Source organism: Streptomyces sp. NPDC001068, assembly GCF_042897315.1.
Taxonomy (GTDB): Bacteria; Actinomycetota; Actinomycetes; order Streptomycetales; family Streptomycetaceae; genus Streptomyces.
In genome coordinates this window covers 1,212,460-1,231,818 of sequence record NZ_JBIAYD010000001.1, presented here as the reverse complement: position 1 = coordinate 1,231,818, position 19,359 = coordinate 1,212,460, and the positions used below count along the sequence as shown (strand labels likewise).

21 protein-coding genes are annotated in these 19,359 nt (G+C 72.2%); 6 read left to right on the top strand and 15 right to left on the bottom strand.

Going from position 1 to position 19,359, the window contains the following annotated elements; all coding sequences use genetic code 11:
• Positions 1 to 73: 73 nt before the first annotated feature.
• The 3 genes from ACFY3I_RS05245 to ACFY3I_RS05235 form a co-directional block, all read right to left on the bottom strand.
• Positions 74 to 1,234 carry an oxygenase MpaB family protein gene (locus ACFY3I_RS05245; protein WP_390859376.1) on the bottom strand — a complete coding sequence of 387 codons (1,161 nt, stop codon included), beginning with the start codon at positions 1,232 to 1,234 and terminating at the stop codon, positions 74 to 76.
• Positions 1,235 to 1,344: 110 nt separating this feature from the next.
• Positions 1,345 to 2,421 (bottom strand): polyprenyl synthetase family protein, encoded by a 1,077-nt coding sequence (locus ACFY3I_RS05240; protein WP_390859375.1) that lies wholly within the window; start codon positions 2,419 to 2,421, stop codon positions 1,345 to 1,347.
• A complete protein-coding gene (locus ACFY3I_RS05235) occupies positions 2,414 to 2,689 on the bottom strand; it encodes a polyprenyl synthetase (protein WP_365288582.1) in 276 nt (91 codons plus the stop codon). The genes ACFY3I_RS05240 and ACFY3I_RS05235 overlap by 8 nt, the downstream gene beginning before the upstream one ends.
• A gap of 528 nt (positions 2,690 to 3,217) precedes the next feature.
• Between ACFY3I_RS05235 and recA the strand changes: the two genes are divergently transcribed.
• The gene (gene recA / locus ACFY3I_RS05230; RefSeq protein WP_365288584.1) at positions 3,218 to 4,348 is read left to right on the top strand and encodes a recombinase RecA; all 1,131 of its coding nucleotides are present in this window, start codon (positions 3,218 to 3,220) and stop codon (positions 4,346 to 4,348) included.
• 4 nt (positions 4,349 to 4,352) lie between these two features.
• The gene (recX, locus tag ACFY3I_RS05225; RefSeq protein WP_390859374.1) at positions 4,353 to 5,210 is read left to right on the top strand and encodes a recombination regulator RecX; all 858 of its coding nucleotides are present in this window, start codon (positions 4,353 to 4,355) and stop codon (positions 5,208 to 5,210) included.
• 19 nt (positions 5,211 to 5,229) lie between these two features.
• On the opposite strand, the gene ACFY3I_RS05220 is transcribed toward recX, so the two are convergent.
• The 8 genes from ACFY3I_RS05220 to ACFY3I_RS05185 form a co-directional block, all read right to left on the bottom strand.
• Complete coding sequence (locus ACFY3I_RS05220; RefSeq protein WP_390859373.1) at positions 5,230 to 5,637, bottom strand: rhodanese-like domain-containing protein; 408 nt, start codon at positions 5,635 to 5,637, stop codon at positions 5,230 to 5,232.
• Complete coding sequence (locus ACFY3I_RS05215; protein WP_390859372.1) at positions 5,634 to 6,176, bottom strand: cysteine dioxygenase; 543 nt, start codon at positions 6,174 to 6,176, stop codon at positions 5,634 to 5,636. The genes ACFY3I_RS05220 and ACFY3I_RS05215 overlap by 4 nt, the downstream gene beginning before the upstream one ends.
• A gap of 73 nt (positions 6,177 to 6,249) precedes the next feature.
• Entirely contained in the window at positions 6,250 to 6,321 is a 72-nt protein-coding gene (locus tag ACFY3I_RS05210) for a putative leader peptide (RefSeq protein WP_311737274.1), read from the bottom strand.
• Positions 6,322 to 6,399: 78 nt separating this feature from the next.
• Complete coding sequence (locus tag ACFY3I_RS05205) at positions 6,400 to 8,034, bottom strand: FAD-dependent monooxygenase (RefSeq protein ID WP_390859371.1); 1,635 nt, start codon at positions 8,032 to 8,034, stop codon at positions 6,400 to 6,402.
• Between the two features lie 235 nt (positions 8,035 to 8,269).
• Entirely contained in the window at positions 8,270 to 9,181 is a 912-nt protein-coding gene (locus ACFY3I_RS05200) for an amino acid ABC transporter permease (protein ID WP_390859370.1), read from the bottom strand.
• A complete protein-coding gene (locus ACFY3I_RS05195) occupies positions 9,178 to 9,843 on the bottom strand; it encodes an amino acid ABC transporter permease (protein ID WP_351326667.1) in 666 nt (221 codons plus the stop codon). The genes ACFY3I_RS05200 and ACFY3I_RS05195 overlap by 4 nt, the downstream gene beginning before the upstream one ends.
• A gap of 149 nt (positions 9,844 to 9,992) precedes the next feature.
• Complete coding sequence (locus ACFY3I_RS05190) at positions 9,993 to 10,832, bottom strand: glutamate ABC transporter substrate-binding protein (RefSeq protein ID WP_390859369.1); 840 nt, start codon at positions 10,830 to 10,832, stop codon at positions 9,993 to 9,995.
• 59 nt (positions 10,833 to 10,891) lie between these two features.
• Positions 10,892 to 11,668, bottom strand: a complete 777-nt coding sequence (locus ACFY3I_RS05185; RefSeq protein ID WP_365288600.1) for an amino acid ABC transporter ATP-binding protein — start codon at positions 11,666 to 11,668, stop codon at positions 10,892 to 10,894.
• A gap of 316 nt (positions 11,669 to 11,984) precedes the next feature.
• Between ACFY3I_RS05185 and ACFY3I_RS05180 the strand changes: the two genes are divergently transcribed.
• On the top strand, positions 11,985 to 12,671 hold the full coding sequence (locus ACFY3I_RS05180) for a response regulator transcription factor (RefSeq protein ID WP_365288603.1): 687 nt from the start codon (positions 11,985 to 11,987) through the stop codon (positions 12,669 to 12,671).
• 9 nt (positions 12,672 to 12,680) lie between these two features.
• Positions 12,681 to 14,078: an ATP-binding protein gene (locus ACFY3I_RS05175; RefSeq protein WP_390859368.1), complete on the top strand. Its 1,398-nt coding sequence runs from the start codon at positions 12,681 to 12,683 to the stop codon at positions 14,076 to 14,078.
• Positions 14,079 to 14,113: 35 nt separating this feature from the next.
• Here ACFY3I_RS05175 and ACFY3I_RS05170 read toward each other — a convergent pair whose 3' ends face one another.
• A complete protein-coding gene (locus tag ACFY3I_RS05170; protein ID WP_390859367.1) occupies positions 14,114 to 15,112 on the bottom strand; it encodes a TAXI family TRAP transporter solute-binding subunit in 999 nt (332 codons plus the stop codon).
• A 94-nt stretch (positions 15,113 to 15,206) separates the two neighbouring features.
• On the opposite strand from ACFY3I_RS05170, the gene ACFY3I_RS05165 reads away from it, so the two are divergent.
• Positions 15,207 to 15,626: a MazG nucleotide pyrophosphohydrolase domain-containing protein gene (locus tag ACFY3I_RS05165; RefSeq protein WP_390859366.1), complete on the top strand. Its 420-nt coding sequence runs from the start codon at positions 15,207 to 15,209 to the stop codon at positions 15,624 to 15,626.
• A 7-nt stretch (positions 15,627 to 15,633) separates the two neighbouring features.
• Here ACFY3I_RS05165 and ACFY3I_RS05160 read toward each other — a convergent pair whose 3' ends face one another.
• The 3 genes from ACFY3I_RS05160 to ACFY3I_RS05150 all read right to left on the bottom strand — a co-directional run bounded on the left by ACFY3I_RS05160 (position 15,634) and on the right by ACFY3I_RS05150 (position 18,229).
• The gene (locus tag ACFY3I_RS05160) at positions 15,634 to 17,040 is read right to left on the bottom strand and encodes a hypothetical protein (protein ID WP_390859433.1); all 1,407 of its coding nucleotides are present in this window, start codon (positions 17,038 to 17,040) and stop codon (positions 15,634 to 15,636) included.
• Positions 17,041 to 17,261: 221 nt separating this feature from the next.
• Positions 17,262 to 17,621 carry a DUF6204 family protein gene (locus tag ACFY3I_RS05155; RefSeq protein WP_390859365.1) on the bottom strand — a complete coding sequence of 120 codons (360 nt, stop codon included), beginning with the start codon at positions 17,619 to 17,621 and terminating at the stop codon, positions 17,262 to 17,264.
• Between the two features lie 41 nt (positions 17,622 to 17,662).
• A complete protein-coding gene (locus tag ACFY3I_RS05150) occupies positions 17,663 to 18,229 on the bottom strand; it encodes a histidine phosphatase family protein (protein ID WP_390859364.1) in 567 nt (188 codons plus the stop codon).
• Between the two features lie 226 nt (positions 18,230 to 18,455).
• Between ACFY3I_RS05150 and ACFY3I_RS05145 the strand changes: the two genes are divergently transcribed.
• Complete coding sequence (locus tag ACFY3I_RS05145) at positions 18,456 to 19,322, top strand: isocitrate lyase/phosphoenolpyruvate mutase family protein (protein WP_390859363.1); 867 nt, start codon at positions 18,456 to 18,458, stop codon at positions 19,320 to 19,322.
• Positions 19,323 to 19,359: the final 37 nt, after the last annotated feature.

Sequence of the window (19,359 nt, the reverse complement as noted above, 5' to 3'; positions counted from 1 at the left end):
CCCTCCCGGAGGCCGTCCGCGCGGTCGTCGTCCGCCCGGAGACACCCGCGGTACACCGTGCGGAGTAGGCCGGTCAGGAGACGGTGGCGGCCGGCGGGGTCCACCGGCGGGCGCGGGGCACCGTGCCGGGGACCCCGTAGTCCTTCCTCAGATGTTCGGGGACGGCGTAGTGCATGACGCGGCCACGGGTGAGCGAGGACAGTTCGAGGACGGTGGTGAGATGGCCGAGGCGGTCCAGGGCCCACGCGCCCAGCGGGGAGCGGTCCTCGATGGTCTCCAGGACGCCGAGCAGGTGCGGAACGGCCTTGACGACGGTGTCCCACGGGGTCCGCGGCACCCGCAGCCAGTCGGCGCAGGTGTCGCCGACCAGGTGGCGGACCAGGGCGGAGACGATCGGGTCGAGCAGGGTGCCGGGGACGACCTCCTCGTAGAGCTCGATGAGCTGCCGGGTCAGGTGGGCGCCCTCCTCGGAGGGACCCATGTGCCGGACCATGTACAGGTCGAGGAAGACGCGGGCCTCGTCGAGGGTCTCGGGGACGGCTTCCTGGTCGACACCGAGCATGGCGCCGACCACCCGCCACGCGTAGTAGTACGCCTCCGCGCCTTCCGTGGACAGATGGACGCCCAGGCGGTGCAGGCTGTCGAGGACCAGCAGCGAGAAGAACATCTGCCCGCCGATCATGTCCTCCTGGCAGATCGGTGTCCCCAGGGCCTCGGTGTCCCAGTGGTTCTCGCGCTCGAGGTGGTACCGGATGGAGGCGTGCAGCAGGCGCACCTTCTGGGCGGCGGGAACGAAGCGGCCGCCGGCCTCGAAGGCGTCGGGCTGCATCAGGTAGACCGTGAACTGTCCGGTCTCCGCCATGCGCTTGGAGGGGTAGGCGAGACCATGGGTGGCCGTCAGCAGTCCGGCCACGTGCGGGACGACGTAGCAGGCCGGCATGGAGGCGAAGGAGAGCGCGGTCGCGATGTGCACGTTGTTGTCGATGAAGAACATCCGTGCCTTCTCCATCTCGCCCCAGTCCACCCACGAGGGCGGCACCCGGGTGGCCTCCAGATACTCCCGCGCGACGTCGGGCAGCCCGTCCGGCAGGGGCGCGCCGGCGGTGGAGACGTAGCGCATCAGGGTGTTGAACGTGCCCACCTCCCCGCGCTCGAAGAGGGCGGCGACCGTGGCGTCGGCGAGTTCGTCACCGACGTGTCGCAGGACGTCCGACGATGCCTCGGTGTGGATCACGGCGGGGCTCCTTGTCTGCGGGGGGGCGGGGATGGGGGGCTCTTCACGGGCCTGTCTGCAGGGGGCTCCACGGGCCTCGTCGTCCTCGCCGGGCCGTGGTGTGCGGGGGGTCAGGACAGGCGGACCGCCGCGGAGTGGGCCAGCGCGGTCAGGGCGCCGGTGGCGGGCGCCGGCACGTCCAGGCGGTGGAGGGCGTCGAGCGCCTCCGCGACCCGCGCGCCGATCATGTGCTCGATCCGGTCCGGCGCCCCGAGCCGGCGCATCACCTCACGGACCGCGTCCAGGCCCGCCACGCCCAGGTCGTGCCTGCCGAGCAGCGCGCCGAGCCGCTCCCGGTCCTCGGCACGGGCGAGCCGCCAGGTCTCCGCCAGCAGCGCGGTGGGCCGGCGGCCGCGCACGTCGTCGGTGTTGGCCTTGCCGGTGTGCTCCGGTTCCCCGAACAGGCCGAGCAGGTCGTCGCGGAGCTGGAAGGCCTCGCCCAGCGGCAGCCCGTACGCGGAGTACCCCGCCCGCAGCCCCTCGCCGGCACCCGCCAGCGCGCCGCCGATCAGCAGGGGCTGCTCGACGGTGTACTTGGCGGTCTTGTACCGGATCACCTTCAGCGAGGCCGTGGTGTCCGGACCGGTGCCGGTGCGCAGGATCTCCAGGCACTCGCCCGCGATCAGCTCCCGGGCGAGCAGCGACCACAGGGGACGGCCCCGGGCGAGATAGGCGGCCGGCAGGCCGCAGGTCGCGAACAGCTGCCCGGCCAGCGACATCAGCAGATCGCCCACGAGCATCGCCAGCGACCGCGCGGTGCCGTCGGCACCCGGAGCCGCGGTGCCGACGCCGGCCGTGCGAGCGGGTACGGCGGAACGCAGGGCGACATGGGCCGTGGGGCGCCCGTGCCGCAGCGGACTGTCGTCGATGAGGTCGTCGTGCACGACGGCGGCCGCATGCACCAGCTCCATGGAGGCCGCCGCCCGCACCAGCGCGTCGCTGTCCGGCTGTCCCACCGCGCGCCAGCCCCAGTAGCAGAACGCGGCCCGCAGCCGTTTGCCGTCCGCGACCGCGGCCTCCAGCTGTTCGGCCACCGGGTCCAGGAGCGGATCGATCGCCGCGAACAGATCGGCCTCCTGGGCGACGAACCGGCGCAGCACCTCGTCGACACGGGTCCTGAAGGCGGTCGGATCCCACCGCTCAGCCATCGTCGGCGGTCCGCCGGGCGACGGCGTGGCGGGCGAGGATCTCCAGATGGGCCGGGGGCACGGTCGCGTACCGGTCCAGGACCAGGCGTCCGCGCGCGGCGAGATCGTGCTCGGCCTCCGCCGCCAGTGCGCCCGCGTCCGAGCGGCGCAGCAGTCCCCGTACCGTGCCGACGGCGGTGCCGAGCGTGCTCACCGCCAGGTCGGCCAGTCCCGCCGCGAGCAGTACGGCCTGTTCGTCCAGGCCACGTCGTCCCGTCTCACGTGTCATGCGCTCTCCCACCCACGGCACACAGGGGCGCCGACCACCGGCCGCCTCCTCGAGGATCGCGGCGCTCGGGAGACGGGCACGGAGGAACTCACGATCGGGTGAGCGGCTCGCGGGGGCGCGGATCGCCGTATTCCGGTTCAGCTCCCGACTGCCGCCCCCCGGCGTGCCGCACGCTCCCCGTCCACGTCTCCCACGCCCCCGGGCACGTCTCCCACGCCCCCGGCCACGCTTCCCGCGCCGCCGACCATGTCTCCCGCGCCTCCGGTCGCGCCTCCCGCGCCCCGTCCGTGTCCCGGTGGGGATGTACGTGAGTGCCGCGTGGTGCGCTTGACACGAAAATCGAACATCCATTCTGATGGAGGCTCCGGCGGGACTCCCGACGGGAACTCCACTGGCAGTTCGATGCGGTGTGGGCTGATATGTCCCCGAGTTGTCCACAGGCCAGACCGGCGTCGGGGCGCATTGTCAGTGGCAGGCGTTAGCGTCTTTGACGTGAAGCGATCGACTCAAGCAAACCGGGTGGAACCCATGGCAGGTACCGACCGCGAGAAGGCTCTGGAAGCCGCTCTCGCACAGATTGAACGGCAGTTCGGCAAGGGCGCGGTCATGCGCATGGGTGACCGGACGAAGGAGCCCATCGAGGTCATCTCGACCGGGTCGACCGCGCTCGACGTCGCCCTCGGCGTCGGCGGTCTGCCGCGCGGCCGGGTCGTGGAGATCTACGGGCCGGAGTCCTCCGGCAAGACGACCCTGACCCTGCACGCCGTGGCCAACGCGCAGAAGGCGGGCGGTCAGGTCGCGTTCGTGGACGCGGAGCACGCCCTCGACCCCGAGTACGCGCAGAAGCTCGGCGTCGACATCGACAACCTGATCCTCTCCCAGCCCGACAACGGCGAGCAGGCCCTGGAGATCGTGGACATGCTGGTCCGCTCCGGCGCCCTCGACCTCATCGTCATCGACTCCGTCGCCGCGCTCGTCCCGCGTGCGGAGATCGAGGGCGAGATGGGCGACAGCCACGTCGGCCTGCAGGCCCGCCTGATGAGCCAGGCGCTGCGGAAGATCACCAGCGCGCTCAACCAGTCCAAGACCACCGCGATCTTCATCAACCAGCTCCGCGAGAAGATCGGCGTGATGTTCGGCTCCCCGGAGACCACGACCGGTGGCCGCGCGCTGAAGTTCTACGCCTCGGTGCGGCTCGACATCCGCCGCATCGAGACCCTGAAGGACGGCACGGACGCGGTCGGCAACCGCACTCGCGTCAAGGTCGTCAAGAACAAGGTGGCCCCGCCCTTCAAGCAGGCCGAGTTCGACATCCTCTACGGCCAGGGCATCAGCCGCGAGGGCGGCCTGATCGACATGGGCGTGGAGAACGGCTTCGTCCGCAAGGCCGGCGCCTGGTACACGTACGAGGGCGACCAGCTCGGCCAGGGCAAGGAGAACGCCCGCAACTTCCTCAAGGACAACCCCGACCTCGCCAACGAGATCGAGAAGAAGATCAAGGAGAAGCTGGGCGTCGGTGTCCGCCCGGAGCAGCCCGCCGCCGAGCCGGGCGCGGACGCGGCGGTCGCCACCGCGGCCACGGACGACGCGGCCAAGACGGTGCCCGCGCCGGCCGCCGCCAAGGTCACCAAGCCCAAGGCCGCCACCGCCAAGAGCTGACGCCGTGACACGACGAACCGACTGGGCCGATCACGAGTACACGTCCCCCGGTGCCCCACGGGGGAGGGGCACCGGGGACGGTTCCGCGACCCACCAGGCCTACGGCGCGGGCGGCGAGGGACACGGGGGCGACAGCGGGGGACACCCGGTGGCACGCCGGCGCCGGGACGGGGGCTCGACACGGGGGAACGACGGCTCGTACGGGCGTGACGGCTCGTACGAGGACGACGGCCCGCCCGGCCGTGGCGCCCGGCGGCCCGGGTCACGCCGCCGACGTGGCTCCGGTGAGCCGTCGGGTGAGGACGGGGGTTCCTCCTCCTTGTCGAGGGCCGAGCAGGGGGAGTCTCCGGCGGACCCGGCCGAGCGGGCGCGGGCGATCTGTCTGCGCCTGCTCACCGGGACCCCCCGCACGCGGAAACAGCTGGCGGACGCCCTGCGCAAGCGGGAGATCCCCGACGAGGTCGCCGAGGAGGTGCTGTCGCGGTTCGAGGAGGTCGGACTGATCAACGACAGCGCGTTCGCGGACGCCTGGGTGGAGTCCCGGCACCACGGCCGTGGGCTGGCCCGGCGCGCGCTCGCACAGGAACTGCGGATCAAGGGCGTGGACTCGACGCTCATCGACGAGGCCGTCGGCCGGCTCGACTCCGACCAGGAGGAGGAGACGGCCCGCGAACTCGTCGCCCGGAAGCTCCGCTCCACCCGGGGGCTTGACCGGGACAGACGCCTCCGCCGCCTCGCCGGCATGCTCGCCCGCAAGGGGTACCCCGAGGGCATGGCCCTCAGGGTCGTCAGGCGAGCTCTGGAGGAAGAGGGCGAGGACACGGACTTCCTGGAGAGCGGGGACCAGAGCGGGGACTTCTGACGGTCGGCGGGACCCGCGGCTAGGCCGCGGGTGTGACCGGCAGTCCCGCCGCCTTCCAGGCCTGGAAGCCGCCGACCAGGTCCGTCGCCCGATGCAGGCCCAACTGGTGCAGCGAGGCCGCGGCCAGACTGGAGGCGTACCCCTCGTTGCAGATCACGACGACCCGGAGGTCGTGGCCGGTGGCCTCGGGAGCCTTGTGACTGCCCTGGGGGTCCAGCCGCCACTCCAGTTCGTTGCGTTCCACGACCAGGGCGCCCGGGATCACTCCGTCCCGCTCGCGCAGCGCCGCGTACCGGATGTCGACCAGCAGGGCCTCTCCGGTCCGCGCCGCCTCGTACGCCTCGTGCGCCGCCACGCGCCGGTAGCCGGCCCGCACCTGCTCCAGCAACGCGTCGATGCCCACGGGGTGTTGTCCGGTGCCGCTCACTGCCAGTCCTCCGGGATCTCGACCTGCTCGAGGCGCAGCACCTGTCCGGTGCGGCTGTAGCGGCGGATCCGCGGCAGCGGCGGGTAGTAGGCGTGGACGGAGATCGCATGGCGCTCGGTGGACTCGTTGAGCACCTCGTGGACGTGGTCGCGTCCGAAGGAGCGGCCCTTTCCGGCGGGCAGCCGGCGCTCCCGGTCGACGTCCTCGGAGAGTTCCAGGGTCTTCCAGCCGTCGGTGGGCAGCCGGGTGGCGAGCGAGTTCTCCCGCAGCTCACCGGCGGCGGCGAGGAACGCGCCCACCGACTCGGCGTGGTCGTGCCAGCCGGTGCCGGAGCCGGGCGGCCAGCCGATCAGCCAGGCCTCGCTGCCGCCGGGGCCGTCGAGCCGTACCCAGGTGCGGCCCTCCGGGTCGAGCGGGAGCGAGGAGATCAGCTCGGTGTCGGCGGCCGTACGCCGGACGAAGTCGAGGAGGTCCGCCTGGGTGGGCGCGGCGCCGGGCGCGGAAGCGGGCGAGGAAGGGGTGGAGAGAGAGGCAGACACGTGCACCGTTCCTGATGAGGATTCGCCGAAGAGGGCGCCGACGGCGCCCGGAGAAGGGGGAGAGGAAGCGAATTCAGCAGGACGGAAGACACACGCAGCCCGCATAGCGGACCAGGTCGACATGGACCTTCCGCCACAGGCGCACAGTGGTGTCGTTCACGTTGCGGAGTACACCACGCCGGTCCGGGCGGGTCAACTCACCGTCAGAATGTGGACCGCGCGCTCACCGCGCGGCCGATCCGGCCCGTGCCTCCGCCTCCGTCTCCGTCTCCGACCCGGTCTTCTCGGGGTCCTTGCCGCCCAGCGTCGTCTCGGCCGCCGCGTACAGATCGGCCGGGCGGACCCCGTTGAAGGCGGTGACCAGATGGCCGTCGGGGCGCACGAGCAGCACGGAGTGCGCCGGTGCGCCCGGGTAGGCCTCGGCGACCAGCAGTTCGGCGGGGTGCGGCAGCGCGGTCACGGCCGCGGCGAGCCGGGGCATCACCCCGGCGGAGACCCAGTGCTTGCGGTCCCACACCCCCGTGCCGGGCGCGATGAGGACGACCAGCAGCGCGCCGCGGCCGAGCCGTGAGCGCAGCTGTACGAAGGTGCCGTCCTCCGCGGTGACCCGGACATCGGTGACCGGTGCCCCGGGCGGGGTGTCGACCGGGATCTCGTGCTCCAGGTGCCGGGGCGCGAGCGGCGAGTCGGCGTACGTCCCCGGCGCACCGAGCGGGCCGTGTCCCAGGTGACCGTCGGTGTGGAGCGCGTCGTGGCCCCGGGCCGTGCCGGGCACCATCTGGCGCAGCCCGCCACCGCCGCGGAGCACCGGCAGCGCCTGGTCGGCGGCGCGCAGCCGGGCGGCGACCACCGCCCGCCGTTCGGTCTGGTAGCTGTCCAGCAGTGCCTCGTGCGGGCCGTGGTGCCAGGCCGGGGCCAGTTTCCAGGCGAGGTTGTCCACGTCCCGCAGGCCCTCCTCCAGCCCGTGCGTGCCCAACGCGCCGAGCAGATGCGCCGCGTCCCCGGCGACGAACACCCGGCCCACCCGCCACCGGCGGGCGAGACGGTGGTGGACGGTGTGCACTCCGGTGTCGAGCAGGTCGTACGGCGGGGTGGTGCCGTCCGTCCAGCCCGCCAGGGTCTCGCGGATCCGGTTCACCAGCAGCTCGGGGGTGACGAGGTCCTTGCCGGGCGGGAGCAGCCAGTCCAGGCGCCACGCGCCGTCCGGAAGGGGGCGGGCGGTCACCTCCGCGGCCGCGGGCCCGGACATCCGCCACGGCGGGTTCCGATGGAGCAACGCGTGACCGGGCCAGGGAAGTTCCGTGCGCAGCGCGGCGACCGCGTGCCGCTCCACCGCCGTACGGCCCGGGAAGCGGATGTCCAGGAGCTTGCGGACGGTCGAGCGGGGGCCGTCGCAGCCGACCAGGTAACTGCCGCGCCACCAGGTGCCCTTGGGGCCGCGGGTGTGCGCGGTGACGCCGGAGCGTTCCTGTTCCACGGTGTCCAGCCTGCTGTCCGTGGCGACCCTGACCAGCGGCTGGTCGGCGATCGCGGAGCGCAGCGCGTGGGTGAGCACGTGCTGGGCGATGTGCAGGGGGGACGGTTCGCCGGCGTCGTCGAAGGCGACCTCCCGCATCACCTGCTTGCGGCGCATCGACCGCCAGCCGGTCCAGCGGGTGCCCAGCTCGTCCAGCGGGACGCCGGACAGCCGGGTCAGCAGGGCGGCGGTGTCCTCGCGCAGCACCACCGTGCGCGACGGCCTCGGCTCGTCCTTGCCCGGACCCTCGTCCAGGACGACGGACGGCACGTCCTGGCGGGCCAGTGCCAGGGCCAGCGTGAGCCCGACGGGCCCCGCTCCCACGATGATCACCGGGTCCACGGCGCGGCGCCCCCTGCCCGTACGCGAGTCCCGACGGAGACGGATGAACAGGTTGTTGGAGCAGGGTGCACGATCACAGAACGTATGCAACAGACTGGGCGCCACCCGGTCAAGCGGCGCACCCGGGGACACGTCAGCATGGCGGGCGCGCGGGCCGTGCGGGGGACCGGAAAACGGCCGAGGCAGCGATCATACGACCGCTGCCTCGGTGGGCGTGCCCCGGGTTGACCGTGTGTCAGGCGTTGGCTCCGCCCGCGCCCGTGGCGTAGGTGCCGCGGATCTCCGCGGCGTTCAGCTCGACGACGTCCTCGGCCCCCAGGACCGCGCCCGTGCCGCGCTTGCTGCGCCGCAGCCGGCGCTCCAGCCAGGAGGCGAACGTGGTGAGGGCCAGGTTCAGCAGGATGAAGATGATCGCCACGACGATGAAGCTGGGAATCACGTTCGCGTAGTTGGCGGCGAGCGTGCCGCGCGCGTTGAGCAGGTCGGTGAACTGGAGCATCACCCCGCCCAGCGCGGTGTCCTTCACGATCACCACGAGCTGGCTGACGATGGCGGGCAGCATCACGGTGACCGCCTGCGGCAACAGGATGCCGGTCATGGTCTGCCCCTTGCGCAGCCCGATCGCGTAGGCCGCCTCCGTCTGCCCCTTCGGCAGGGCCAGTACCCCGGCCCGCACGACCTCGGCGAGCACCGAGGCGTTGTAGAGCACCAGACCGGTGACGACCGCGTACAGCGGCCGGTCCTCGCTGGCGACGCCGGTGGAGCGGACGTAGAACTCCATCGCGAACAGCATGAGCAGCAGGACCGGGATCGCGCGGAAGAACTCCACGACGGCGCCGGCCGGGACGCGTATCCACGCGTGGTCGGACATCCGGGCTATGCCGAAGAACGCGCCCAGCGGCAGGGCGATGACCATGGCGAGGGCCGCGGCCTTGAGGGTGTTGCCGAGGCCCGGGAGCAGATACGTGGTCCACGCCTCGGAGGTGGTGAACGGCTGCCACAGGGCCCACTTGAGCTGGCCCTTGTCGTCCATCCGCTGCCAGACCCGCCACAGCAGGAGGGCGAGCAGCAGGACGAAGACGACGGAGAGCAGGACGTTGCGCCGTTTGGCGCGGGGCCCGGGGGCGTCGTACAGGACCGAGCTCATCGCTTCACCGCCAGGCGCTTGGCGAGCCAGCCGAGGAACAGGCCGGTCGGGAGGGTCAGGACCACGAAACCGAAGGCGAAGACCGCGCCGATGGCGACCGTCTGCGCCTCGTTCTCGATCATCGTCTTCATCAGGGCGGCGGCCTCCGCGACGCTGATCGCGGCGGCCACGGTGGTGTTCTTGGTCAGCGCGATCAGGACGTTGGCCAGCGGGCCGATCACCGCGCGGAAGGCCTGCGGCAGCACGATCAGCCGCAGCGTCTGGGAGAAGTTCAGGCCGATCGCGCGGGCCGCCTCGGCCTGTCCGACCGGCACCGTGTTGATGCCGGAGCGGATCGCCTCGCAGACGAAGGCCGCGGTGTAGGCGACGAGCCCGAGCACGGCCAGCCGGAAGCCCTGGACCTTGAAGTCGTGGGCGCCCAGGGTGACGCCGAAGATGTCGGCGAGACCGAGCGACGTGAAGATGATGATGACGGTCAGGGGGATGTTCCGGACGATGTTGACGTAGGCCGTGCCGAACCCGCGCATCAGAGGGACCGGGCTGACCCGCATCGCGGCCAGCAGGGTGCCCCAGACCAGGGAGCCCACGGCGGAGAAGACGGTCAGTTTCACCGTCGTCCAGAACGCCCCTAGGACGTCGTAGCCTTGAAGAAAGTCGAACACGATCTCCCGCGCTTCCGGGTGTGTGGCGTAGGTGGAGGGCATGGCGCGCCGCCGCCTGGGGAAGCGGTGGCGGCGGCGCGCCCGAGGAACCGTGCGACCTGCCGGATCCCCGCGTCGGCGGAGCTCCGCGGGGCGCGCGGAACCGCGCCTTACTTGACGATCGTGCCGATCTTCGGGGCGGGCTCGTTCTTGTACTCGGCCGGGCCGAAGTTGGCGTCGACAGCCTTCTGCCAGGAGCCGTCGGAGACCATCTTCTCCAGTGCCTTGTTGATCTTGTCGAGGGTGGCGGAGTCACCCTTCTTGACGCCGACGCCGTAGTTCTCGTTGCTCAGCTTGAGGCCCGCGAGCTTGAACTGGCCCTTGTACTTGTCCTGGGCGGCGAAGCCCGCGAGGATCGAGTCGTCCGTGGTCACGGCGTCGACGGAGCCGCTCTGCAGGCCGGCGATGCACTCCGAGTAGGTGCTGACCTCCTTGAGGTTGGCCTTCGGGGCGATCGTCTTCTGGATGTTCTGCGCCGAGGTCGAACCGGTCACCGAGCAGAGGTTCTTGCCGTTGAGGTCGTCGCCCTTGGCGATCGTCGAGTCCTTCTTGACCAGCAGGTCCTGGTGGGCCAGCAGGTACGGGCCGGCGAAGTCCACCTTCTGCTTGCGCTCGTCGGTGATCGAGTAGGTGGCCGCGATGAACTTCACGTCACCGCGCGCGAGGGCGTTCTCGCGGTCGGCGCTCTTGGTCTGCACGAACTCGATCTGGTCCGGCTTGTAACCGAGCTGTCCGGCGACGTAGGTGGCCACGTCCACGTCGAAGCCCGAGAAGGAGCCGTCCGGCTCCTGGAGGCCGAGACCGGGCTGGTCGTACTTGATGCCGACCTTGATCTTGCCGCCGCCGGAACCCTTGCTGTCGTCGTCCTTGTCGCTGCCGCCGCACGCCGTGGCGGACAGGGCGAGCGCGAGCACGGCGGCCGAGACGGCGGTGACCTTGCGGAGCTGCATGATGAACATCCCTCGTTCGGTGAAGACGACTGTGAAAAGGAAGCGGGCCCTGCCGGGACTCAGTGGTGCAGGATCTTCGACAGGAAGTCCTTGGCCCGGTCGCTGCGCGGGTTGCTGAAGAACTGGTCGGGCGTGGCCTCTTCGACGATCCGGCCGTCCGCCATGAAGACCACCCGGTTCGCGGCCGAGCGCGCGAAGCCCATCTCGTGGGTGACGACGATCATCGTCATGCCGTCCCGGGCCAGCTGCTGCATGACCTCCAGGACCTCGTTGATCATCTCGGGGTCGAGGGCCGAGGTCGGCTCGTCGAAGAGCATGACCTTCGGGTCCATGGCCAGCGCCCGCGCGATCGCCACGCGCTGCTGCTGGCCGCCGGAGAGCTGGGCGGGGTACTTGTCGGCCTGGGTGCCCACGCCCACCCGGTCGAGCAGGGCGCGGGCCTTCTCCTCGGCCTGCTTCTTGTCCGCCTTGCGGACCTTCACCTGACCGAGCATCACGTTCTCGAGCACCGTCTTGTGCGCGAAGAGATTGAAGGACTGGAAGACCATGCCGACGTCGGCGCGCAGCCGGGCCAGCTCCCTGCCCTCCTGGGGCAGCGGCTTGCCGTCGATCGTGATCGAGCCGGAGTCGATGGTCTCCAGACGGTTGACGGTGCGGCACAGGGTCGACTTGCCGGACCCGGAGGGCCCGATCACCACGACGACCTCGCCGCGGGCGATCGTGAGGTCGATGTCCTGGAGCACGTGCAACGCGCCGAAGTGCTTGTTGACGCTCTTCAGGACGACCAGTTCGCCGGTCGCGGCCACGTCCTCCGTGGCCACCGATACTTCGGTCATCGCTATCGGGCTCCGTCCTCCTCGGTTTCGGAGGAATGTAATGAGCCCGCATGATCATCGTCATCACATCTGAGGGAGATCTGAGCATCACGATCCGATAGCATTCGGACACGTGTCGTAGCGCCTGTGACTGTGCGCGTATCGGCCGGATAACGGAACCCGCGCGCCGCCGGAACCCACTTGACGCCGTTGTCGTCCATCAGCGTGACTGCCATCGTGCACGCGCGCGCACGCGATGTGTACAAGGCGCGGGTTTTCCGCAGGCGAACCGAGAACGAACCAGGACGAAACGACCGTTGAACCGGAGGGGGCCGGGATGAGACTGCTGCTCGTGGAGGACGACAACCACGTCGCCGCCGCGCTCTCCGCGGTCCTCGCCAGACACGGGTTCTCCGTCACCCACGCCCGCAGCGGCGAGGAGGCCCTCCAGGCGCTCGTACCGGAGGGCGCCTGTTACGACGTCGTCCTGCTCGACCTCGGCCTGCCCGACCAGGACGGCTACGAGGTCTGCGGCAAGATCCGCAAGCGCACCAGCACGCCGGTGATCATGGTCACCGCCCGCGCGGACGTCCGCTCCCGCATCCACGGCCTCAACCTGGGCGCCGACGACTACGTGGTGAAGCCGTACGACACCGGGGAACTGCTCGCCAGGATCCACGCGGTCAGCCGGCGCACCCACCACGAGGACGACGCGGCCGGCGGCGAGGACGCGCTGCGGCTCGGCTCCGTCCACATCGAACTGCCCACCCGCCAGGTCAGCGTCGACGGCAAGACCGTCCAGCTCACCCGCAAGGAGTTCGACCTGCTGGCCCTGCTCGCCCAGCGGCCCGGCGTGGTCTTCCGCCGGGAGCAGATCATCAGCGAGGTCTGGCGCACCAGCTGGGAGGGGACCGGACGCACCCTGGAGGTGCACGTCGCCTCGCTGCGCGCGAAGCTGCGCATGCCCGCGCTCATCGAGACGGTCCGCGGCGTGGGGTACCGGCTCGTCGCCCCGGCCGCCTAGCGGGCCCGGGTGCGCACCCGCCTGCTGCCGCTGCTCATCGTCCTGATGGCGGCCGTCCTGCTCGCGCTCGGCTTCCCCCTCGCCGTCAGCGTGGCCGCCGCACAGCAGCAGAAGGTCGTCGTGGACCGCATCGACGACACCGCGCGGTTCGCGGCCCTCGCCCAGTTCGTCGACGGCACGCCCACCTCCTCGCGTCCCGTCCGCACGGACGACCGGCAGGAGACCCTGCACCGCGAACTCATCAGCTACTACGACGTGTACGGCATCCGCGCCGGTGTCTTCTACCGCAACGCGTCCTCCATGGCCAACGCGCCCGACGACTGGGTGCTGCCGAAGACGGGCGAGGTACGCGCCGCCTACGACGAGGCACTGCTCAGCCGGCGCAGCCACGATCCGCAGCAGGTGTGGCCCTGGCAGCGCAGCCGGCTGGTCGTGGCCTCGCCGGTGATCCGCGACGGTGACGTCGTGGCCGTGGTGGTGACCGACTCGCCCACCGGTCCGATGCGGTCACGGACCCTGCGCGGCTGGCTGTTCATCGGCGCCGGCGAGAGCGCCGCGATGCTGCTCGCCGTCGGAGCGGCACTGCGGCTGACCGGGTGGGTGCTGCGACCGGTGCGGGTGCTCGACGCCACCACCCACGAGATCGCCAGCGGCCGGCTCAAGTCGCGGGTCGCGGCGGCCGGCGGTCCGCCGGAACTCCGAAGGCTGGCCCTGGCGTTCAACGAGATGGCGGACAACGTCGAGGACGTGCTGGAACAGCAACGGGCGTTCGTCGCCGACGCCTCCCACCAGCTGCGCAACCCGCTGGCCGCGCTGCTGCTCCGCATCGAGCTGCTCGCCCTCGAACTCCCCGAGGGAAACGAGGAGATCGCCTCGGTCCGCACCGAGGGCAAGCGGCTCGCGCACGTGCTGGACGACCTGCTCGACCTGGCGCTGGCCGAACACGCCGAGGCGGATCTGATGCTGACGGACATCGGGCGGCTCGCGGCGGAGCGGGTGGCGGCGTGGGCGCCGTCAGCGGCGGCGAAGGGGGTCCGGCTCAGCGGGCGGTGCCCGGCGACCACCGGATGGGCCGACCCGGTCACGCTGTCCAGCGCGCTGGACGCGGTGATCGACAACGCGGTGAAGTTCACGCCGGAGGGAGGCTCCGTGGAGGTGGGCGTCGGGGCCGACGGCGAGGTGTCGACGGTCGTCGTCACCGACACCGGACCCGGACTGACCGACGACGAGATCGCCCGCGTCGGGGACCGGTTCTGGCGGAGCGGCCGCCATCAGAACGTGAAGGGTTCGGGGCTGGGCCTGTCGATCACCCGGGCGCTGCTCGCGGCGGGTGGCGGTTCGCTGTCGTACGAGCACCACGAGCCGCGGGGACTGCGGGTGACCGTTTCGGTGCCGCGCAGCAGGTGAGGTCGGTGTGACCGGGGTGCGCCTGGTGCGCGCCCTCAGGGTTTCACCGAGCGGTAGTACCGTCGCGCGCCCTCCTGCAGCGGCAGCGGATCCGTGTAGATCGCGGTGCGCAGGTCCACCAGCTGGGCCGAGTGGACGTGCGCGCCGATGTCGTCCCGGCTCTTGATGACCGTGCGGGTCACCCACTCGGTGAGGCGTGGGTCCATGTCCTCACGGGTCATGAGGAGATTGGAGACCGCGATCGTGGCCACCGTCGTTCCCCGCTGCACCGACGGGTACGCCGACTCGGGCATGTTGGTCGCACGGTAGTAGTGCGCCGCCTCGCTCTCGGAGTGCAGCTTGCCGACGAGGGCGCTGTCTATCGGCACGAACCTGAACCCGAACTTCCCCGCGAGGTCCAGCAGACCCTTGGTCGGCAGTCCGCCCGACCAGAAGAACGCGTCGATCCTTCCCCGCCGCAGCCGGTCGGGGCCGGTGTCGATGCCGTCGGCGATCGGCGTGATGTCCTTGGCGGGGTCGATCCCGGCGGCCCTGAGCACCCGGCCGGCGATCAGCCGCACACCCGAGTCGGGAAGCCCTATCGCCACCCGCTTGTGCCGCAGCTGCGTGACGCTCGTGATCCCGGAGTCGCGTGCCACGACCAGCTGTACGTAGTCGTCGTAGAGCCGTGCCACCCCGCGCATCCGATCGGCGTTCCGGCCGCCGTGCAGCTTGTACGTCTCCACCGCGTCCGCCGCCGCGATGGTGAAGTCCGCCCGGCCGGTCGCCACGCGCTGGACGTTCTCGTACGACCCCGCGCTCTGGACCAGGTTCACCTTCAGCCCCGGCATGTCATGGCTCAGCTCGGTCCGCAGCCGCTCGCCGTACTCCTGGTAGACCCCGCGCAGCGTCCCCGTGCTGAAGGTGATCGTCCCGGTCGGCGGAGCCTCCCCCAGCGGCAGCAGCCACCACATCAGCAGGCCGAGCGCGACGACGGTCGCGGCCGCGCCCTGGACAACGCGGCGCCTGCCGACCCGGGGGAACACCTTTGGCATGCGCGCGATCCTGCCAGCCGTCGCCCGTTCCTGACCAGGGCCGGGGGACGGCGGCGGCGCGGGAGTGTCGGTGGCGGTCGCTAAAGTCGTCCCCATGACCAGCTCCACCGGCGCCTCGCCCGCCCGCCTCGTCCGGGAGTTCCACCACGCCTTCGGCCTGGACGCCCGCACCACGCCGACGGAGGTGTCCCCCGAGCTGGCGGCGCACCGCGGAGAGCTGCTCGCCGAGGAGGCCGCCGAGGTCGCCGAGGTGGCCGTGACCGGGCCCCTCGACCGGCTCGCGCACGAACTCGCGGACCTGGTGTACGTCGCGTACGGCACCGCGCTGGTGCACGGCATCGACCTCGACGCGGTGATCGCCGAGATCCACCGGTCCAACATGACCAAGCTGGGGCCCGGCGGACAGGTCGCCCGCCGGGAGGACGGCAAGGTGCTGAAGGGCGAGCACTACCGCGCGCCGGACGTCTCCGCCGAGCTGCGCCGCCAGGGCTGGAGAGCGGGCGGCGAGGCCTGAGCCGGGCTCAGAGCCTGCCGCCCGCCAGCTTCCACTCGCGGTGCAGGGTGCCCAGCGGGATGCTCCGCCGCACCACCGGCGTACCGAAGACCGACAGCTGGAGGCGCAGGGCGCCGGAAAGGTCGACACCGCCGTACAGGTTCCAGACGCCCTGCGCGTCCGCACCCGGGGTGGCGGAGGACGCGGTGACCGTGCCGGAGGCCTCGCCGCGCAGATAGGGGGCCAGGTCGGCGGTGACGCCCACGGCACCGTAGAGGCCGACCGAGGCCTCGGCGCCCAGCGCGGTCCTGACGCTGCCGGCGGTGGTCACGGAGGTGCGCACCGGCGTGCTCGTCATGTCGGAGCCGCTCACCGGCGTCCAGCCCTGGGCCGTGCCGAAGGTGGCGCCCGCCTTGAAGTCGCCCTCGAGGTTCTGCTCGACGTCGACGGTGATCCGGCCGTCGCCGGTGACCTGGAGGTAGCAGGTCAGGTCGAGGTTGACCACGACGGGGACCGGGCCGACCTGGAGGACGGGGTCGGCGTGCAGCTTGGCGAAGGGGATGCGCAGCGGGGTGGCCGTGGCCGCGGCGGCCCGGCCCTTGACCGCCCAGCCCGAGTTCCAGTCGCCGGACACACCCAGGTAGGCGGAGCCGGGCGCGCTGCCGGTGCCCGCGCCGCCGTAGGCGAAGTCCACCCGCGGGGCGACCTGGACGAAGCCGGACACCGACGCCGTGGCCGAGGCCGGCGTGCCCGCGGGGGCCGGGATGTCGGCGCTGACGTCCAGCCGGAGGCTGCCGAGCGGCACGGTGGCCCCCTTGGGGCCGACGCGCGCATCGCCCGACCCGGCCCAGGACACCTTGACGTCGGGGAGCAGCTTTTCCACGTCGAAGGCGTCCGGCGCGACCGGCACGGTGCCCTTGGCCGTGTCGTCGCCGAGCAGGGCGTCGAGGGTGGCGGGCTCGGTCTGCACCTCGGTGCCCTCGGCGGTCTCGCCGATCACCTTGGTGACCTTGGCGAGCAGTCCGTCCGGGGCACCGGGCGCCGGGGCGCTGGCGATCACGTCGCCGACGGTGGTCCGCCCGGTGCCGGCGGATGCCGATGGCGCCGACGGGGTGCCGGCGGAGGGGGTCGGAGTCGCCGAACTCCCCTTGTCCGTTCTGGATATGACGGCCCGGCGGGTCTTCCCGTCGTACGAGCTGACGGTGAGCGTGGTGCGGTGCGCCGGGCGCCCCGAACCCGCCGGCCCGGCGGCCGCGGTGGCGGTCGCGGCGGGCGCGGCGGCGACGGCGAGCGAGTGGCCGTCCGGCCGGGCGGCGGCGGTGGTGTCGTCGGAGAGCCGCGTGGTCGTCGGGGTGCCGTCCGCTGCCGCGCTCCGGTGCTGGGGCGCGGAGCAGCCCGCGGCGAGCAGGAGGGTGGTCAGGGCGAAGGCGGGCATCAGGGCATGCCCGAGCCTCGTGCGTCTGCGCAAGGTCAGTCCTGGGGGTGGGGGGTGACGAAGAGACACCGACAATGGCTACCGACGGGTAGAACCGACCGGTAACTCGGTGTGGCCCTGAGCATGCCACGCCCGCGGACACCTGGCCTCCACAATCACGCCACAGCCCAACGTGACCTGAACCACGACGACTTCAGGCCGCCGTGGCCGCTTCCGCGGGGTCAGTCCCGCTGCTGCGCGGCCGCCCGGCGCTGCCGCTTGCCGAGGGGGGCCTGGGAGAGGTCCTCCGCCTTGGACCGAAGGTTCTTGTAGCCGTAACCGCGCTCGGCGAGCCACGCCCTGGCCGCCTCCTCGGCGCGCTCTGCCGCCACCAGGATGTCCTCCTCCTCCTCCCCGGCGTCCAGGAAACGGAAGGTGAAGGCGGTCCGTGCGGCGATGTCGTAGCTGAGATGGCCCTCGGGCGTGAAGGCGGCGCGCAGCACGTCGTGATCGGCGGCCCGGGACAGGAGTTCGGCGCGCTGCCCGGCGCTGAGGCCGTCGAAGACACCGCGGACGGTGACGCGGAAGGTGCGGGTGGTCATGCCGCGACCCTAGGCAGGGCGGGGTCCGCCGCTCCAGCGGATTACCGCACCGCGGCCGCCCGTCCGCCGGCCTGGCCGAGCCGGAGGTTCCAGCGGCCCGGGCCGCCGGTGACCTCGGTCGCCGCCAGCGGCGGGACGTCCACGCGCCAGAACGCCGACTCGGGCGCCCCGAGCGCGTGCAGCACCACCGCGCGGACCACCTCCGGCTCCACCACCGCGATCGTGCGGCCGCCCGTACGCCCCGTCGTCTCCAGCCACTCGGTGACCCGCGCGCAGAACTCCCGCACCGACTCGCCCCCGTGCGGGGCGGACCCCGGGTCGGACAGCCACCGGACGAGCGCCTCCGGTTCGGCGGCGGTGACCTCCTCCAGCGTCCGGCCGCGCCAGCGGCCCGCGTCCAGGCCCGCCGGGCCGGACTCCGCCGAGGCGTCCAGGCCCAGCGCGGCCGCCGTCTCACGGCAGCGCACGCTGGGGGAGCTCACCGCCCGGCCCGCGGGCAGCGACAGCGTCACCGCCTCCGGGTTCTCGATGGAGTCACCGTCGTCGAAACGGGCCCGTCGCAACGAGGGCGTGATCGCGGGGGCGATGAGGATGACTCGGCAGGTCACGGGGCGTTCCTCCTGGGGAGTCGATCAAGGGCGGACGGCAGACGCGCACGACAGTACGCCGCCCGTCCCGGGGCCCCGCAGGGTCCGCGCCACCGGTCGCGCCGCCGGTCGGCCGGCCCTCGCGGACCCCTCCGCCCGGATCCCGGCGCGGACGGACGCGCCGTGGAAGGCGGCCGCGCCCTGCGGTTCGAACGGGTTGTCAGTGGCGGCTGACAGACTGGGCGTCGTGGACACTCAGCGCAGGGAACGGGCCGCACGTTTCGTCGAGTTGCACCGGGAAGGCTGCTTCCTGCTGCCCAACGCCTGGGACGCGGGAAGCGCCCGCGTCCTGGAGTCGGCCGGCTTCCCCGCCGTGGCCACCACCAGCGCGGGGGTGGCCTTCTCCCTGGGCCGCCCGGACCACGACTACGCCGACACCGCGTCGGCGGACGACGACCGGGTGGACCGTACGACCATGATCGACCGGATCGGTGAGATCGCCGCCGAGGTGCGGATCCCGGTCAGCGCCGACCTGGAGGACGGGTTCGGCGAGGCACCCGAGACCGTCGCCGAGACGATCTCGATGGCCCTCGCGGCCGGAGCCGCAGGCGGCAACGTCGAGGACTTCACCGGCGACCGCTCCCGCCCGCTCCACGACCCCGGGCTCTCGGCGGACCGCGTCCGCGCCGCCCGGGAAACCGTCGACACCGCCGGTGAGCCGTTCGTCCTGGTCGGCCGCACCGACGTGCTGCTGACCGGGGGACCGCTCGACGAGGCCGTCCGGCGGGCCAACGCGTACCTGGCGGCCGGCGCGGACTGCGCGTTCGTGCCGGGCGCGGCCGACGCGGAGACGATCGGCACCCTGGTCCGCGAGATCGACGGCCCGCTGAACGTGGTGATGGGCCTGACCGGCAACGCCCTGTCCCTGGCCGCCCTGCGCGACCTCGGGGTACGCCGGGTCACGGTGGGCGGCAGCATCGCCCGGGCGATGTACGCGCAGCTCCTCGACGCGGCGCGGGAACTGGCGGACCGGGGCACGTTCTCCTACGCCGAACACCAGATCGCACAGACGGATCTCAACGAACTGTTCCGCCGCCGCCCCGGGGAACGCTGAGCCGGGCGGACAGCTCGCGTCCGCCGCGATCCCCTCC